Annotated in this window: 13 protein-coding genes; 1 reads left to right on the forward strand and 12 read right to left on the reverse strand. The window is 39.5% G+C overall.

What is annotated here, in order from left to right; all coding sequences use genetic code 11:
* Positions 1 to 7: 7 nt before the first annotated feature.
* Genes def through D9O48_RS06330 form a run of 4 tightly spaced genes read right to left on the reverse strand, consistent with a single transcriptional unit; the run spans position 8 to position 2,513 of the window.
* On the reverse strand, positions 8 to 589 hold the full coding sequence (gene def, locus D9O48_RS06315; protein ID WP_126971748.1) for a peptide deformylase: 582 nt from the start codon (positions 587 to 589) through the stop codon (positions 8 to 10).
* A gap of 53 nt (positions 590 to 642) precedes the next feature.
* Positions 643 to 1,053, reverse strand: a complete 411-nt coding sequence (gene ruvX / locus D9O48_RS06320; RefSeq protein WP_126971750.1) for a Holliday junction resolvase RuvX — start codon at positions 1,051 to 1,053, stop codon at positions 643 to 645.
* A gap of 1 nt (position 1,054) precedes the next feature.
* Positions 1,055 to 1,966 carry a UbiA-like polyprenyltransferase gene (locus tag D9O48_RS06325; protein ID WP_126971752.1) on the reverse strand — a complete coding sequence of 304 codons (912 nt, stop codon included), beginning with the start codon at positions 1,964 to 1,966 and terminating at the stop codon, positions 1,055 to 1,057.
* A 13-nt stretch (positions 1,967 to 1,979) separates the two neighbouring features.
* Complete coding sequence (locus D9O48_RS06330) at positions 1,980 to 2,513, reverse strand: RNA methyltransferase (RefSeq protein ID WP_233589194.1); 534 nt, start codon at positions 2,511 to 2,513, stop codon at positions 1,980 to 1,982.
* Positions 2,514 to 2,627: 114 nt separating this feature from the next.
* Here D9O48_RS06330 and mutS point away from each other — a divergent pair, with 114 nt between their 5' ends.
* Positions 2,628 to 5,225, forward strand: a complete 2,598-nt coding sequence (gene mutS, locus D9O48_RS06335; protein ID WP_126971754.1) for a DNA mismatch repair protein MutS — start codon at positions 2,628 to 2,630, stop codon at positions 5,223 to 5,225.
* Positions 5,226 to 5,503: 278 nt separating this feature from the next.
* Here the strand turns inward: mutS and D9O48_RS06340 are convergent, their stop codons facing one another.
* From D9O48_RS06340 to D9O48_RS06375, 8 genes are all read right to left on the reverse strand, one after another.
* Positions 5,504 to 6,847 (reverse strand): alpha-amylase family glycosyl hydrolase, encoded by a 1,344-nt coding sequence (locus tag D9O48_RS06340; RefSeq protein WP_126971756.1) that lies wholly within the window; start codon positions 6,845 to 6,847, stop codon positions 5,504 to 5,506.
* Between the two features lie 116 nt (positions 6,848 to 6,963).
* On the reverse strand, positions 6,964 to 8,142 hold the full coding sequence (locus tag D9O48_RS06345) for an AGE family epimerase/isomerase (RefSeq protein ID WP_126971758.1): 1,179 nt from the start codon (positions 8,140 to 8,142) through the stop codon (positions 6,964 to 6,966).
* Between the two features lie 224 nt (positions 8,143 to 8,366).
* The gene (locus D9O48_RS06350) at positions 8,367 to 9,545 is read right to left on the reverse strand and encodes a glycoside hydrolase family 130 protein (protein ID WP_126971760.1); all 1,179 of its coding nucleotides are present in this window, start codon (positions 9,543 to 9,545) and stop codon (positions 8,367 to 8,369) included.
* Positions 9,546 to 9,575: 30 nt separating this feature from the next.
* Positions 9,576 to 11,408, reverse strand: coding sequence for a sodium:solute symporter family protein (locus D9O48_RS06355; RefSeq protein ID WP_126971762.1), 1,833 nt, complete (start codon positions 11,406 to 11,408; stop codon positions 9,576 to 9,578).
* A 4-nt stretch (positions 11,409 to 11,412) separates the two neighbouring features.
* Positions 11,413 to 12,564 (reverse strand): glycoside hydrolase family 26 protein, encoded by a 1,152-nt coding sequence (locus tag D9O48_RS06360; RefSeq protein ID WP_126971764.1) that lies wholly within the window; start codon positions 12,562 to 12,564, stop codon positions 11,413 to 11,415.
* Between the two features lie 587 nt (positions 12,565 to 13,151).
* Positions 13,152 to 14,177 (reverse strand): hypothetical protein, encoded by a 1,026-nt coding sequence (locus D9O48_RS06365; RefSeq protein ID WP_126971766.1) that lies wholly within the window; start codon positions 14,175 to 14,177, stop codon positions 13,152 to 13,154.
* Positions 14,178 to 14,194: 17 nt separating this feature from the next.
* The gene (locus tag D9O48_RS06370; RefSeq protein ID WP_126971768.1) at positions 14,195 to 15,799 is read right to left on the reverse strand and encodes a RagB/SusD family nutrient uptake outer membrane protein; all 1,605 of its coding nucleotides are present in this window, start codon (positions 15,797 to 15,799) and stop codon (positions 14,195 to 14,197) included.
* A 17-nt stretch (positions 15,800 to 15,816) separates the two neighbouring features.
* Positions 15,817 to 18,939, reverse strand: a complete 3,123-nt coding sequence (locus D9O48_RS06375) for a SusC/RagA family TonB-linked outer membrane protein (protein ID WP_126971770.1) — start codon at positions 18,937 to 18,939, stop codon at positions 15,817 to 15,819.
* Positions 18,940 to 18,983 lie beyond the last annotated feature (44 nt).

Here is an 18,983-nt window from a genome sequence, read left to right on the forward strand (position 1 = left end):
TGATCAATTATTTAGGAAATTGCATGCGGTAATCTACACGTACTTTTCCTTTAGTAATATCTTTCAATTTTCCTGCCAGCAGTTTACGTTTTAAAGGTTTCATGTAATCGATAAACAGTTTACCTTCGATATGATCGTATTCGTGCTGAATAATACGCGCTGTAATTCCGCTGAAAACTTTTGTATGTTCTACAAAATTTTCGTCCATATAACGTAAAGTTACTTTTTCAGGACGCATTACATCTTCTCTGATTTTAGGAATACTTAAACAACCTTCATTATAAGTCCATTCCTCTCCTTCCAGTTTTTCTATGTGTGCGTTAATAAACACTTGTTTAACACCTGGTGCATCATCAAAATCGTTTACTTCATCATCTTCATCGGCATTTTCAAAAAGCTGTGCACTATCTACCACAAAAATGCGAATATCTTTATTGATTTGCGGACCGGCCAAACCCACTCCGTTCGATGCATACATGGTTTCCCACATATCAGCGATCAATTTATCAATTTGAGGGTAATCCTTATCAATATCCTTACACACTACTCGTAAAATCGGATCACCATAAGCAACTACAGGAAGTATCATCGTACAAACATTAATTTATTATTATTACAAATATGCCACTTTTTTAGCAAGAATCAGAGTCTTTCAAGATATTCCTGCAAGATAATAGTTGCGGCAATTTCATCTACCAGCGCTTTATTCTGGCGTTGTTTTTTCTTCAATCCCATATCGATCATTGCGCGCGTAGCCATTTTAGAAGTGTAGCGTTCGTCTACAGTTTCAATGGGAATCAATGGAAATTCCTTTTTAAATTGTTCAAGGAAGCGTCTTACTAACGGTGTAGCATGTGTATCTGTATCGTCCCAATTTTTCGGCTCACCGATAATTACTTTTTCTACGTTTTCTGTTTGAAAATATTTCTTCAGATACTCCATCAGTTTTTTTGTTTCTACGGTCGTTAGCCCATTGGCTATAATCTGAAAGGGGTCGGTCACTGCCAACCCGGTTCGTTTTCCACCGTAATCAATAGCCATTATTCGTGCCATATCAGAACTTTAGTATAAATAAATCTGCAATTACAAAAGCTGCAAATACAACGCTGGCAATTCCATTGGCAGTCATAAAAGCGATGTTCACTCTTCGCAGGTCATTAGGTTTTACAATACTATGCTGGTAAATCAGGCAGCCTGCAAAAATCACTACTCCTACCCAGTATAACCACCCGAAGCTACCGATAAAACCTGCGGTGATAACGCTGGCAGCACTGATCAGGTGCAAAAATTCAGAAAAACGAAGGGCTTTTACTTTACCCAACCATACGGGAATAGAATTTAACCGATGCGACCGGTCAAATTCTTCGTCTTGCAAAGCATAGATGATATCAAATCCGCTCACCCATGTAATTACGGCAATAGAAAAGAGAATAGGTAACCAGTCAAAGCGGCCGGTAACCGCAAGATAAGCACCGATCGGTGCCAGAGACAAACCAAGTCCCAACACCAGATGACAAAGAGGTGTAAACCGTTTGGTATAACTGTACCCTAAAACTACCAGTAATGCTACCGGCGACAGATACAGGCATAAACGGTTAATCAGCCCCGCACAAACCATAAACAGAATGCTACAAATAATTGTAAACCAAAGCACACTGTCGGCTTTTAAAATTCCTGCCGGAATTTCACGTATAGCAGTTCTCGGATTTAATCCATCAAACTTACGATCGAGGTACCGGTTGAAAGCCATTGCCGCACTACGGGCAAAAACCATACAAAGAACAACCAGACCGAATTTTACCCACAAATCACCGGCAGAAAACTGCTCAACAGTAATCAGCTCTGTATCGAAAAAGGACTTGATCAGCGGCGTTGCTGCCAGAAAAAAACCGATCATTGCAAAGGGCATTGCAAAAATGGTATGAGAAAACTTGATCAGTGATAAGTAATTTTTTACCGTTGTCATACAAAGAGTTTCATTATTTACGAATTCGCTCTCTTACCAGTTCCCAAAGGACAATTCCCGTAGCCACTGATATATTTAAAGAATGTTTCATTCCAGCCTGCGGAATTTCTACGGACCCTTCACAGGCGGCCAGCACCTCTTCATCAACCCCTGTTACTTCATTTCCGAATACCACAGCCAGTTTTTCATATGCCTGAGTATCAAAGCTATTGAGCGAAATGCTGGTATCTACCTGCTCTGCCGCTACAACAGTATATCCTTTTTCTTTCAACTCATTTACAGCCTCCATCGTTGTACCGAAATATTTCCACTCTACTGTTTCTGTAGCACCAAGCGCAGTTTTGTGAATATCCCTATGCGGGGGCCTGGGCGTATATCCACACAAAAAAATCCCCTCCAGCAAAAAAGCATCAGCCGTTCTGAATACGCTGCCCACATTATGCATACTGCGGATATTATCCAGTACTACCACGATAGGAATTTTTTCAGAGGTCTTAAAATCAGCCACTGATTTCCTATTCAGTTCATCCATACTTAGTTTACGCATGCTGCAAAGATATGATAAAGAGCGGATTTCAAATTACTCACGATTCTATCAGAGTTCTCCACATCTTAACCGGATAATTTTTATCGGCCAAACAAACGATTTATATTTGCCTCTATGGCAAAATCAGGTTCAGAAACACCACTTATGCAACAGCATAGTGCGATAAAACAGAGATACCCGGATGCGATTTTACTATTCAGAGTAGGCGATTTTTATGAAACTTTCGGTGAAGATGCGATCATCGCCGCCAAAGTGTTGGGAATTACTCTTACCAAAAGAAATAACGGTTCAGCTTCAGCTTCTGAATTGGCCGGATTTCCGCATCATTCTTTAGACACCTACCTGCACAAACTGGTAAAGGCGGGTTATCGTGTGGCGGTGTGCGATCAATTAGAAGATCCTAAACAAGCAAAAGGCATTGTAAAACGTGGTGTAACTGAGTTAGTAACACCGGGCGTGGCCACCAATGATAAATTACTGGAACATAACAGCAATAATTTTCTGGCAGGTATTCATATCGGCGAAAAACAATACGGTATTGCATTTCTGGATATTTCTACCGGCGAATTCATGCTCGCTGAAGGCCAGCAAGAGTATATCGACCGGCTTTTACAAACATTGAAACCTGCTGAAGTAATTTTCCAGAGAAGTTTTCAGAAACAGTTTAAAGATCAATACGCAAATACTTTTTATACCTACACCCTCGATCAGTGGATTTTTGACGAAGCTTATGCTACAGAAAGTATTCTAAAACACTTTCAGACCCATTCACTGAAAGGGTTCGGAATCGAAAACATGCCCGAAGCAACTATTGCGGCAGGTGCAGTTTTGCATTATCTGAAAGATACGGAGCACCCCAATCTGCAACATATCACCCAGATTCAAAGAATCGATCAGTTTGAACATCTCTGGATGGACCGGTTTACTATCCGAAACCTGGAACTGATCAGTCAGGATCCGAACGCATGGCATCTACTGAGGGTAATTGATCAAACTATTACTCCCATGGGTGCCCGGATGCTCAAACGTTGGGTGTTGATGCCATTATGTAAAAAAGAAGCTATAGAAGAAAGACTTCATCTGGTTCAATTTTTCCACCAGCAACAAGAGCTGCGGGAGAAACTATCCCCATTGATGAAGCAGTGTGGAGATATTGAAAGACTCGTCAGTAAAATACCTCCTAAAAAAATAAATCCCAGAGAGGTTCTGCAAATTGCAAAAGGATTAAAGGAAATACAACAGATCAAAGAACTTGTATCCGGCCACGAAGAACCTTATCTTCAAAAGCTGGCAGTACAATTAAATGCATTAAAAGAAGTAGCCACAAAAATAGAAGATACTGTGATGGAAAACCCACCGGCAGTGGCCGCCAAAGGTGGCTTCATACGAAACGGTATTCATGTTGAATTAGACAAATTGCGGGGTATAGCCACCAATGGTAAAGAATACCTGGCAACGATGCAACAGAAAGAGGCTGATACCACCGGTATCAGTAGCCTGAAAATTGGCTTCAATAATGTTTTCGGTTATTACCTTGAGGTAACCAATTCTCAAAAGTCAAAGGTTCCTTCCGGATGGATCAGAAAACAAACCCTTGCAAACGCAGAAAGATATATTACACCGGAACTGAAGGAATATGAAGAACAAATTACCGGTGCAGAAGATAAAATTCAGGCAATTGAATTAGAGTTATACGATCAGCTTGTACAATCGTTGATGGAATTTATTCAACCGATGCAAACCAATGCATACGTAATCGGTGTATTAGACTGTCTCACCAATTTTGCCGGTATCGCACAACAGTACAACTATGTTGCTCCCGAGTTACACGAAGGCAGAAAGCTTTCAGTAAAAGATGCGCGACACCCGGTAATTGAACGAAATTTACCGGTAGGAGAAAGTTACATCGCCAATGACATTTTGCTGGATCCTGATGCACAGCAAATCATTATATTGACCGGTCCGAACATGAGTGGTAAGAGTGCTATATTACGTCAGACGGCACTCATCACTATCATGGCACATATGGGAAGCTTTGTGCCTGCTTCTGCAGCACAGGTTCCTGTAACTGACAAAATTTTCACCCGTGTCGGGGCCAGCGACAACCTGAGCGGCGGAGAATCTACGTTCATGGTAGAGATGAATGAAACAGCCAGCATCATTAATAATTTATCATCAAACAGTTTGATTCTGTTAGATGAAATTGGAAGAGGAACTTCTACCTACGACGGAATTTCCATTGCCTGGAGTATAGTAGAATACCTACACAACAGCAATCATCAACCGAAAACACTTTTTGCAACCCACTACCACGAACTGAACGAACTGGAAAATAAATTATCCAGAGTTAAAAACTTTCATGTTACTAACAAAGAGGTAGGAAACAAGATTATTTTTCTCCGGAAATTAGCCCCCGGCGGAAGTACCCATAGTTTTGGTATTCACGTAGCTAAAATGGCAGGAATGCCGCCAAGCCTGATTAATCGTGCAAATGAAATTTTAGAACAACTCGAAGCCAAACATGTTGACGGAGAAACCGCGATTGATGTAAAAAACATCGGAAAAACAGAAAAATTACAACTCTCTATTTTCGATGCGCATAGTGAAACATTCGAGTCTATCAGAAAAACATTAAATGATATTGATATCAACCGCTTAACGCCGGTAGAAGCCTTATTGAAATTGCAGGAGATTAAAGAGAAAGTGAAGTAGTTTTTTTACCATTAAGGAATTAAGGGAAATAAGAATACAGTACTTAATTCTCTTAATTTCTCCTATGTTTGAAATGTTAATGGGAAACAGGAAGAAAATGAAGGTATGAAGGTAAAGCAGCGCGGAAGACAGCACTTCATTGGCTTTTCAGCTTCATTTTCTTCATGTTTATGATGGTGATTATAAGATAGAATGAGCCAAAGCGAAGCGGCAGGGGTATCTTAATTTCTTAATGGTTCAATTCTTATCATTGCGTAGCACACTCCCGCTTTTACCTATTATTGTTTTACATAAATCTTATACGACCACGGTTCAAGATGTAAATCAAAATGTCCCTTAAAATCGATCTTTTCATTGGTAAATACTTCATGATATTTAGCCTGCGGAATTTCATTTTCAAGATGAATATTCTGTGCTGCATCTGAAAGGTTAGTAAATACAATCACTTCCTTACCTTCATGTTTTCTTGAAAACGCATATACCAGATTCGCATCTCCTATAGCAATTTTATCAAAGCTGCCTTTTTCAAACAACGCTCTCTGTTGCTTTCTCAACTCCTGTAATTTTTTATACATCGGAGCACGTTGATAAGCTTTAAAAGGAATGGTATCTTTTTCAAAGAAAGGAATCGCTCTCAGAACTGGCTCTTCCTGACCACTGTACACCAGCGGAATTCCATTTGGCAGTGTTTGTGTCAACACTGCAAAAGGAGCATGTTTTTTACCAGGGAAGGTTTCGTAATCGGAACCATTCCAGCTATTTTCATCGTGGTTAGAAGTAAAGTATAAAAATTTTCCGTCGGCAGGAAACTCAATAACCTGCTGCGCCAGCACTGTATCTAATAACAATGCTGATTTTTCACCTTTGGCGATCGACACCATTGCATGAAAAGGTTTCCATGCGTAAGAAGCATTAAACCCGGCTTCAATTAACTCCGGTTTTTCACCTTCTGCCAGAAAGAATAAATTTTTCTTTGACTTTGCACGAATGGCCGGAATTGCTTTTTGCCAGAATGCGGTAGGCACTTCACCTGCCACATCACAGCGGAAACCGTCAATACCGGTTTCATCTATCCAGAACTGCATGGCTGCAATCATACTGTCTTGTAACTCCATATTGTCATAATCCAGGTCTCTGGTATCAGACCAGTCAAATGCATATACGGCATTACCGGTGCTGTCTTTAATGAAGAAATCAGGGTGAGATTTCAGCCAATGGTTATCTGCCCCTGTATGGTTTGCCACCCAGTCAACGATCACCTTCATACCCTGCGCCTGTGCCGCTTTTACCAGTGCTTTCCAGTCGCTCAAATTACCAAACTCAGGATTGACGCCTTTATAATCAGCCACAGCGTAGTAGCTGCCTAAACTGCCTTTACGGTCTTCTACAGAAATTGGTGTAACCGGCATAAACCATAACATTTCCACTCCCATTTGTTTCAGGCGTGGTAAATGCTGCTGAAATGCTTTAAAACTTCCTTCAGGCGTGTACTGGCGTACATTTACCTCATAAATATTTCCGGGAGTGTCAGATTCATTTGTTACACTTTCTTCCGGTTGACCACAACCGTACAGGCTCATTAAAGACGCTACCAAACCGGCGTATATCCATTTTTGTTTCATATAGAGGAGATAATTATTCTTAAATAGATTAAATAAAGGCTCCAAAATACAATAAAAACAGGAATCGATTGTCTTTTTAATACAATTCTAAGGTTTGGCCGGCACCTCGAAAACAGTTAGTATTTATTGTAAATCAACTCCATCAAGGCCCTGCTATTATGATAAGGACACTTCCAGAAGCCGGCTTTTTCGTCAGGGTGTAAAATATTACCATTTTCATCCTTCCCCCAATACCATTCTCCCAAAGAGCGGTCTATGAGATTTTGTTGGATATAAGACCACAATCCTTTCAATAATTCGTAATATTTATGATCAGCTGTTTGCTGATACCCATATAAACAACCTACCATCGCCTCTGCTTGTGGCCACCAATGCTTTTCGGTGTTCAGATGGTTGTTGGAATAATCTATTTCGTATAACATACCTCCGTCACTGTCTATTCCTTCCAGAGAAGCTTCGAGAATTTTCAATGAAACAGCGTATACTTCTTTTTGCATTCCGGCATCGTCATAAGCATCCGCCGCTTTTATTAATAACCAACTGGCTTCTATATCGTGACCATATGACCAGATAGAAGAAGCTACCGTCCAGTTGAGTGTGAAGAAAAGGTGTAAGTGATAGCTGCGGTGACAAACAATATGCTGAATAAAAAGATTTATCAATACTGCTAAAGCAGTGCCTACAGATGTTTCTTTAGAAGACTTATATAACGCAGTATAAGCTTCCAGCACGTGCAGATGAGTATTCATTGATTTTGGAAGATTGGCATCTTTATCACTTAAACGAATATCGTCAACAGGTTGCCAGTCTTTTGCAAAAGCTTCTATATAGCCTCCGAATTGAGGATCTTTTGTTTTTGACTCAATGGTATGAAAAAGATCAATGGCGTGCTCTAATACTTCTTGTTGCTGATTCAGATCATAATAGGCACAGAACGAATAAATCACAAAAGATTGCCCATATGTTTTCTTTATGGTATCTTTTGGAGTTCCGTCTGCATCTACCGACCAATAGTAACCCTGATTTTCCTGATCATAGAAATGATTGCGCAAATAATTATAAGCTTTGTCAGCCAGAGAAGAATATTTTTCTTCTTTCAGGTAATAAGCCGCTTTACTGAAAGTATATAAAAGCCGGGAATACAAAACCAATCCCCGCTCAGCAGACTCCTCCACAACATTACAGATATCTGCTTTTCCATAGAAACCGGCAGCATTGTCGGGCATAAACTGACTCCACCAGTTCAGAATACTCTTTAATTCATTTTCAAATTCTGTCTTCAGCAAATCAGGCATACAATATTGTTTGAATTAAATATGAAGAGAATGAAGGCAATTGAAAATTAATAACGGCTTCGCAGTTTTTGAACTGAATAATACCTGCTTTTTCAAGATAACGAGTTTTTTTTACTTTATATTTTCAACTTTCAATTCACTATTCTCCATTAAAAAAAAGAGAAATTAAGAAATGTATCAGCAATTTCATTTCTTAATTTCTTGACTTATCTTAAAATCGAATATTAAACCTTTACCTGCTGATTATTTTTTCTGATTAGAGTTTGTATATCTTTTACTGTTTGTTGTGAAGTATATACTTCTGCAGGGCTATTCTTTACGTAATCTAATAATTGTTCAACCGTGCTGGTAGCCACATGCATTCTGGTATCGGAAGATGCATAATAGATATAAACGTCATCGCCATTTACGATCCAACCATTTGCAAAAAGAACGTTCGATACATCTCCTATTCTTTCTATACCCTCCGGTGCCATAAAGTATCCGCCTGGTTTATGCGTAACTCTGGTAACATCTTCTAAAGAAGTTAAAAACAAGTACAATACATATCTTAAACCGGCAGCGGTATTTCTAACACCATGTGCCAGGTGCAACCATCCTTCTTCAGTTTTGATCGGGGCGGGACCCAACCCGTTTTTCAACTCACTAACCGTATGATACTGACGGGGATCAAGAATAAATTCTTCTTTAATAACCGCTTTTTCAATATTATCACAAAATCCATAACCGATTCCCCCTCCTTTGCCGGCATTAATAAAGCCGTCTTGAGGACGGGTGTAAAACATGTACTGGCTGTTCACGAACTCAGGATGCAGTACAACATTGCGTTGCTGCGCCGAAGGTGTAATCAGATCTGGTAAACGTTCCCAATTTTTTAAATCTTTAGTTCTTACAATTCCTGCTTGTGCAATAGCAGAAGAATGATCTCCTTCCGGTGCTTCAGGGTCTTTACGTTCGGTACAAAAAACACCGTAAAGATAGCCATCTTCATGTGCCGTTACGCGCATATCATACAGGTTCACATCCGGATCATCGGTCAGCGGTATATTAATGGGTTCCGAATGAAACTCAAATCCATCAATTCCGTTTTCACTTTCAGCGGCAGCGAAAAAAGATTTTCTGTTAGCCGCCTCTACTCTTGCCACAAGCACATACTTACCGTTAAAATAGACGGCACCTGCATTGAATACGGCGTTAAAGCCAATTCTTTGCAAAAGGTTCGGATTAGAATTTTCATTCAAGTCGAACTTCCACGACAAAGGAACATGCGCAGCTGTTAACACAGGGTGTTTGTATCTTGAATATATTCCATGATCTTCATTCATCTCAACATTCTTTTGTCGGATAAAAGACTCGTAAGAATGTTGTAACCGCTCTAACTTTTCATGAAAAGATTGATTCATACTTTAATTTTTATTGCTTGCTATTTGTTTTTAATCTTCCAGTTTTTCCCACCATGTTTTTTTAAGAATAAGAATGATAATAGTCAGAATAACAACGGTGATCAACAATGGTAGTTCCATCCATAATATTACATACATCGGAAGCAGGGTTAAGCACAACTGTGCAATAATACCTAATACCACATTGAACATATCCAGTTTAAAGTTCTTATTAGGAACAAACTGCGGATTTTCCTGCATTACTAATTGTTGAACAGGCTTCCAGAAGCCCCATGGTTTAACTGTTTTATAAAATTGCTTTAAGGTTTCAGAATCTGTAGGTGGAGCAGTGTAAGTACCCACCAGGCATCCCAGAATAGATATCAGGAAAATCACCGGCCAGATATAGAGGAATAATCCGTCATATATTTTCAGAAATACCAGTGCAGAAACAATACCGCAGGTCATTCCCCAGAAAAACCCGTTGGCATTAAATCTCCACCAGTACCATTTAAAGAAGTTGGCAGCGATATAACCGCCGTATAATCCGCCCACAATCCATTGCAAAACACTATTCACATCTTTGGCATATACGCCGAATATGATGCCGATGATTACTACGATGATTCCGACCAGATAATTCATTCCGATAATTCTTTTATTAGGAGCTCCCGGATTAATAAATTTCAGGTAGATATCATTGGTAATATATGCTTGTGCCGCATTTAAAGTTCCGGCAAATGTTCCCATGAATGCACCTAATAAACCGGTTAATGTCAATCCTAAAATACCTACCGGTAAAAACTGATTGATAGTTGCCGGTAATACTTTTTCGAAATCAGTGCCTGCAGGATCTGCAACACCTAGTTGATGATAGTATAATAAACCCAATACCGTTAACCCCATAATCATTGAATAACGAACCGGCAATAAAATAATCGAAACAAATCCGGTCATTTTACTGGCTTCTTTCGGAGATCTGGTAGATAATACTTTTTGCATATCGTAGTTCGGAGCAGGGCCGGCCAGACTGGCAAAAATTCCTTTAAACAACATCATCATAAAGAATACGGTGAATAACTCATAGCCATCACTTTGTATTTTTTTGTTCGCATCTTCAATAATACCCGTCCAGTTCATATCGAGTGTCCACGAAAAAAACGGACTATACCATGTATCGGGAACATTAATGACCTGCCCGTCGCCGGTATGCAGGTGAATCATTGCAATGACGGCAATAGAAAAACACGCAACGATCATGATGGCATACTTGATAATATCACCTAAAACAATACTATGCATTCCTCCCATTACAGCATAACACATAGCTACCAGCGTAAATAATACTCCCCAGAAATGTGATCGGTATTCTTCGGCAACAGTAAAAGGAATCAGGTGTTCAATATTGTTCCAGGGGATAAATATTTCAACAAATTTTCCTAATCCTACAAAACCATAAGCCAGAAATCCGAAACAACCAATTAATGCGAATAATACAACAATCGTATGTGCGCCACCAATACCTTTACCTACAGTACCAAACCGGGTAGATAACCATGCAGCTCCGGTATCAGCATTTGATCGCCGCAACCACTTTGACAAAAACATCATCATAAATACCTGATTAAACACTGGCCATAACCAGGGTATCCAGATGCTTTTAAAACCATAAACAAAACAAAGCGCTACCATCCACATCGTACCGCTGATATCAAACATTTCACTGGCATCACTTAACCCCAGTTTATACCAGGGAAGGCGTTTACCTCCCATGAGGTAACTCTTTTTATCTCTTTTCGCTTTATTCCTCATCCAGAAACCCACAAAAATCATAGTAGCCAGATAAGCAATGATAATAACAAAGTCAATCGTTGAAAGTCGCATAGGTTTAAGGTATATTACTTTTATTAGCCAGTCTTTTTACGTCTTTAGCACTTAACATTTTTTCATCCTGCATAAACTTCACAAAGTTATCCGCAGAAACCTGTCCTTTATAAGGCATGTAATAATGCATACTTTGCAAAGATTCTTTCCAGCCATGATTCCTCCAGAACAATATATAAGAGGTTGGATTATCCTTCAGAAATGCCTGAACGGTACCGGTCCACCAGGTGGTATCAGGAATCGCCTCCAAACCTGTTTCAGCAACAGCAGTAGGCATATTTTTCTCTGCACCAATTTCATTCATGAGAGAAATTTTCTCTTTCATATAAGATAAGAATTGTACTTGTTTTTCAACTCCATGCTGATAAGCATCAAAACTGATCATATCTACATATTCATCTCCGGGATAGTAAAGCAGAAAAGCTTCTTTTGAATCAAACTCTGCAGTATTATACACGAAAATCAGGTGGTTTAATTTTCTTTCTTTTATGAGATAATCGTAAGTCATTTTCCAGAGCTGAACAAAATCATTTTGATCAGCAAACGGTTTACACCACCAGAACCAATGGCCGGTTAATTCATGGTACGGCCTGAAAAGAATCGGAATCATTTCTCCTTTTTCATCTTTTACCGAACCTAAGAAATCTGCAACAACCGACAGCCATTCTATATAAAGTGCATGTTTATCTCCGCCCGGTAAAATATTTTTAACCGCACGGGAAGTATCCCAACTGTTACCACCGGTAACGGGATTTCTCAAATGCCAGGATACGGTATTAATGCTCCCCCACTCGTGGCCTCTCTGCATATATACACGCATACTGTCAAACGGAACCTGATCAAGATTTTTATCACTGTTTAATTCCAGCCCTCCTATATCCCACCCTAACACAGCCGGATAATCTCCGATTAGATCTTTAATATCGGAGCGATTGTATTCATACTTCCACTCTACTCCATACGCAAGATCATCCTGGTGCCCTACCATTGTATAATCTTTTTGCCATACCTGTAAGTTGTGATACAATTGCCGGGCAGAGGCGGTAGCAGCCGGGTTACTCAGAGAACGGATTAGGTCCGTTTCCAAAGGCTTTACCGATGCATTTTTGCAGCCAGCAAAAGCTATACAAATCAGCGGTAATACAATATTTTTCATACTACTAAAAATATTTAATGTCTTTCGCTATTATAGATACTTATTCAGCATAATTAAATAGATTTTTATCTTAAGTGCAAAAAGCCTGATTTTTGAATTGCTTAATCGTTCATTTTTACCATTAAGGAATTTAGAAGCCCCTACCACTTCGCTTTGGCTTATTCTATCTTATGATCACCATTTAAATAGGAAGGTAATAAAGTTGAAAAGCGAATGAAGTGCTGTTTTCTGCGCTGCTTTACCTTCATACCTTCATTCTCTTCCTATTTCCCATTACCATTTCAAACATAGGAGAAATTAAGAAGCCCCTACCACTTCGCTTTGGTTTATTCTATCTGATGATCTCCATTTAAACACGAAGGTAATGAAGTTGAAAAGCNAAATTAAGAAGCCCCTACCACTTCGCTTTGGTTTATTCTATCTGATGATCTCCATTTAAACACGAAGGTAATGAAGTTGAAAAGCGAATGAAGTGTTGTCGTTCGCGCTGCTTTACCTTCATACCTTCATTTTCTTCCTATTTCCCATTGACATTTCAAACATAGAAGGAATTTAGAAATCAAGTTACCATTCATTCTTCTGTGCTACTAATAGAATCCGATATCATCCAGTACATACAATACACCTTGTCCTCTGAATTCTTTAATTTCCAATGCTGTTAAAGAGGTGGGATTTCCCAGTGATGTAAACGGAATAGCTACATCTACCCACTTGCCGGTTTCACAATCAATCGTCAGCCCGGAAGCACCAATTACGACTCTCAACCGGCTATTTGTTGAAGGCCCCATACAATAGTAGGAGAATTTAACGCCCGAGTAACCGGTCAGATCCATACTACCTGCTGCAGCGGTTCTGCTAAATCTTGACGATCCCCACGAGCCTGCTTTGTAGTCGATAAAAAAGGCAGTAGAACCTCTCCTTATTTCATCTGTATAAGCCACTTCGTAACTATTATGTCCGTAAGGGCTGGCAATAAAATCAGCATTTACCTCTTCATCGAATACAATATATTTAAATCCGAATATTTTGTTAGAAACAGAAGTACCTCTTGGTGTTGTAACCGAAATAGCACCGCTTGCATAAGTATCCGGGTTCTTCACTTTAACAGAATAGCGGTCGAATTCTACTATTTCTGCAGTAAAATTTCCGATTTTAACTTCAGAAAGAAACAGAAAAAAGTCGCCTGTAATCGTGATTAATTCATCAGCATTTGCCGCCAGTTTATCTACCGAATGAATAACGGGTGGAGGCAGTACTATTTTATACTGATAAGTAACATCCCCGAAAGAAGTAATTACTTTAATCGGATTAGTAGTAGGATCAGGAAGAGAAGCAGGTATTTTCACCGCGATAGAAGTATCGTCTGCAAAAAAATCTTTCGCTTCAATAGCCACATCACTAAACGAAACGGAATGTGCCGTAGAAAGATATTTTCCTTTGATCAGAATCCACTCGCCAAACAATACCGAATCCTGAAACTGGTTACGGTCATTGAGAAAAGTAACGCCTTCAATATGTGGCGGTAAAGAGGAAGGTTCGTCAGTTTTTTTCTCACAGGCAACTACTGCTACCAGTAAGATTGCTATATAAAAATGATAAAAAGAAGATTTCATAAAATTGTTTTTGAAGATTACCAACCATAATTGTTTTCAGTAATAGCCGTATTGGTAGTGATTTCACTTAAAGGAATCGGCATCAGCAGGTTTCTTTCCAAACGCAGTTTAGAAATATTATTCTGACCGGAGGTAATTTTATTCATCACCTGCAAGTAAATTCCCCAGCGCAACAAATCAAAACGGCGTACGCCTTCGAGTGCCAGTTCTCTGGCGCGCTCGGCAATCACAAAACTTCTGAACGCTTCCCTGGTCATATTTTCAGGTGAATAATCAGCATTACTTCTTCTTCTTACTCTGTCGAGATAATCATAAGCAACTGTAGTAGGACCTTCATTGTATTCATTATCTGCTTCGGCTATCATCAACATTACTTCAGCCAGTCGCATCATCGGAAAGAACGCATCGCTTTGAGAAACAGCAGGACTTGAAACATCTTTATACTTAATCGTATAAGCGCGGTTATCCGTTCCTCCGTTATTGTTCCATACCAGTCCGTTGAGGTTTGCATATTTTGTATTTTCCCACGACGGATAGTAATATCTTCCGCCGGTATTACTCAAAAAATTATGTTCAATGCCATATAATGCACGGTGGTCGTTTTCTTCGTAATCAAGATAATGATTATTGGTCATCCAAACGGCGCCTCTTCCGAAGGTGGAAGTAGCATTAAAGTAATTGTGAATCTGATTCATAAAAGTGCCTTCCAATGCCTGAATTTCCCAGAGATGTTCTCCCTGATTTCTGTTAGACATTTTCCAAAGATCCGTCCAGTTCGTAGCCAATGTATAGTCATTGTCAGTAACCACTTCAATCGCTTTATCTCTGGCTAGTTTGAAATATTCTTTCGAGTCAACACCTTCCAAACCTTTCACCACACTTTTCTGATGGGTGTAATAAGCGTTATCATTACCTCCTCTAACCTGTATTTGTGCGCCAGACAAAGAACCTGACGCCATGGTTAGGTAAGTTTTTGCAAGAAAGGCTTTGGCAACACCACGATGTACTCTTCCTAATCCACCCGACTTGGCATGTGCACGTGGCAGTAGCTTTGATTCAGCATTTTTAAAATCTTCAATCGCCTGATTATACACATTCACGACACTTTCACGTGGTTTATTCGCATCAGGGTCAATTGCCAGAGATGCTGTTCTGATGGGTACAGCGCCATAGGTTTGTACCAACATAAAATATGACCAGCCTCTTAAAAAGTAGGCTTCACCCAGCATACGTTCGCGTATTTCAGTATCCATATCTTCAATACCCGATACATTTTCCAATACAGTATTGGCCCTGTCGATCAGGATATAATAACCACTCCATGGACGTTCCCAGCCCCAATAAGCCAATGGGTTACCTGCGCCCACAAAGGATAAATACCAATCGGCCCCACTAATATGATCATCATCGAGCACAGCGAAATTCCAATAAGGCTGTGCAAATAAATCCCACGATAACAATTGACTGTATACACCATTGATAGCAGCCAATGCATCCGCTTCGTTTTTAAAGAACTGGTTAGGTGATAAAAACGAATAAGCCTTTTCTTCCAATGCTTTTTCGCAGGAACTTAATCCAACACCCGCTAATAAAGCAGCGTATATATATTTTTTGAAAGTCATTGCAGTTGTTTTAATAGTTAGAAATTACAACGTAAGCTGAGGTTATAGGATCTTGCATTCGGATAACCGCCCAGGTCAACACCGAACAATGCCGGATTATCACCGTAACTGTTTACTTCCGGATCATATCCGCTATAATTTGTTATGGTAAACAAATTATTGATACTTAGTCCTACCCTCAATGATTTAATAACTTCTGTATTTCTCAGAGGTACATTATATCCTACTGTAATATTCCTCAACCGAACAAAAGAACCGTCTTCAACAAATCGTCTGCTGAACAGGAAAGATCTCCAGAACTGACGCATGATTTTTGGGTTTTGAATCTGACTGTTATCTTGTCCTTCAGCCCAGGCACTATTCCACATATCATAGGTAATATTTTTATTACCACCCAGATTAGCATTGAATCGGGTATTCATATTAATTACATCATTTCCCTGAACTGCATGAATAAAAAAGCTCAGGTCAAAGTTTTTATATCTGAAACGGTTATTTAATCCTAAAGTATAATTCGGATTCACATCTCCGATCAGTGTACGATCTTCAATAGTAATAGCAGAAGGATCACCATCGAGGTTTCTATATTTAATTTCACCTACCATACGGCGGATAATTTCAGGGGCCTGGTTGGTGTATTGCAGGTCATGACGAACTTCAGCTTCATTATCGTAGTAACCATCTTCGATATAACCCCATAGTGCACCAATCGGCTGACCCACCATTTGCACAAAAGGAGCATCACTGGTAGAAATATTACCGGCAAATTGCATCAGGTGATCACTTCCCAAACTCAGAATTTTATTTCTGTTAAAGGAAATATTAAAATTGGAAGTCCATTCGAAATCTTTTTTCTTAACAATATCTGCATTCACGACCACTTCAATACCTCTGTTCCTGACAGATCCGGAATTGATCAGCTTTCTGGTATAGCCGGTAGAATTAGGAATGGCAACATACTGTAGCAGATCATTGGTAATTTTAGAATAAGCATCTACAGTTACACTGATGCGGTTATTCATAAAACCCATATCCAGTCCAAGATTATAAGCTTCAGTTCTTTCCCATCTGAGATCGGGATTGGGCGGACCGGAAGTAACATCATACCCTAACCCACTTTGAAGGTTGCCATTGAAAGGATAATTATTCACGACCAACTTTGGTAAAGAGCCATAACTGGGAATACCTGCCCCTCCGGTAACACCATAGCTCAGCCTTAATTTAAGGTCAGAGAAATACGTTACATTTTTCATGAAATCTTCATTCAGTATTTTCCATGCAAAACCTGCAGAAGGGAAAAATCCGAATTTATTATTCGCACCGAATTTACTCGAACCGTCATTTCTGAAAGAAGCAGTAATCAGATAACGGTCATCATAATTATAATTGATTCTTCCCAGGTAAGAAATATTGGTAACCTCTGAACGATTACCGATGACCGGCATTACCACTTCACCCATTTGCAGGTTTTCGTTAGCCAAAAAATCATTGGTAAAAGTTTTTGCCTCCGCTCTTTTCCACTGACTATTTATATTTTCGTAAGTCATACCCCCCATTGCGGTAATTGAACTTTTACCAAAAGTTTCAGTGTAAGTAAGAATAGACTCAGACAATAAACTATTCCAGATATTATCTGCTTTCATTCCCCATCCTTTCATACTGAATCCTTCGTACACGGTGCTGGGATAATACTGATCTCTCAAACCGCTGGTATAGTTAAAACCTACATTCTGACGAAATTTAAGTGCATTACTGAGTTTTACTTCGAGGTAATTGGAAGTAAAAATATTAATATTCGTAACCCTGTTTAAAACATCTCTGGTATAAATAACAGGATTCGTAATGAAAAAATCAGCTCCTTCGCCGTCGAATGCCTCGACTGAGCTCATATGTGTGGGATAGGTCATTAAAGAGCGGATAATACCCGCGCTGGCGGCATCCGACTTGTCGGTACCTGTTTTAACACCGTTGGTAATTGTGCGTGAAATAGTACTACTGGTTCCTATTTTAATACGTGAACCGATATTTCTGTGCAGACCGATATTCAAACCTATTTTATTATAATCGGAGTTTTGAATAATCCCTTCCTGGTCAATATAATTGAAAGAAATATTATGTGTTCCGTTTTCATTACCGCCGGAGATAGCAATTGAATGGTTCTGGCTTATACCGCTTCTGAAAACCTGATCCTGCCAGTTGATGTGCTGGTTACGATAAGTTTCCACGTCAGGAAAGGGTAAGGTATAGCTTGTGCCATCGTATTTATTAGCATTTTCATAGGCAAGGTTTTGAAACCGAACGTAATCATACGGATTCAGAACATCAATTTTTTTAGATACCTGAGCTACTCCAACGGTAGAATTAAAATCGATTCTGTCTTTACCGGCCTTTCCTTTTTTTGTAGTAATAATAACCACTCCGTTTGCACCTCTGGCACCATAAATGGCAGTAGCAGAAGCATCTTTCAGAACGTCGATCGATTCGATATCATTGACATTCAGAAAAGACAAAACGTTTAAAGTTTGCTTTTCATCGTCGCCGATTGCAGCAGGTGTAGATCCTGAATTTGAATTATTAAAAGGTACACCGTCTATCACATACAAAGGCTCTGTACCTCCGGTAAAAGAATTTGAACCTCTGATGCGCATACTTAAACCGGCTCCCGGAGCGCCGTCATTTTGCGTAATATTCACACCGGCTAATTTACCTTGCATTGCCTGCACGATATTGATAGGATTTTCGCGCACCAAATCTTCAGCACTGATTCTTTGAACAGCTCCTGTAAGATCTGATTTTTTAACCGTTCCATATCCGATGACGATCGCCTCATTCATCAGGTCAGACTTTGCAGTTAAACGAACATTGATGACCCTTTTAGAACCGATGGTATGGGTTTGAGATTCCATCCCCACAAAAGAAAATACCAATTCTCTAATGGAGCTGGCAACCGAAAGTTGAAAACTACCATCTTTTAAAGAAAGGGCAGAGTGTTTACCATCTTTAGAGCCAACGGAAGCACCTTCCAATGGCTGCCCTTGCTCATCTGTAATTTTTCCCGTGATAATAATGTTTTGTGCATGGAGAGTTGCTGACAGGGAGAGACACAGCAACCATAAGCAGAGTTTCCGAAATGTATTCATATAGCAGCAGCTTTAGAGCTCAAAAATAGGCATCATATTTATCC

It is taken from the genome of Gynurincola endophyticus (genome assembly GCF_003991195.1).
GTDB lineage: Bacteria > Bacteroidota > Bacteroidia > Chitinophagales > Chitinophagaceae > Gynurincola > Gynurincola endophyticus.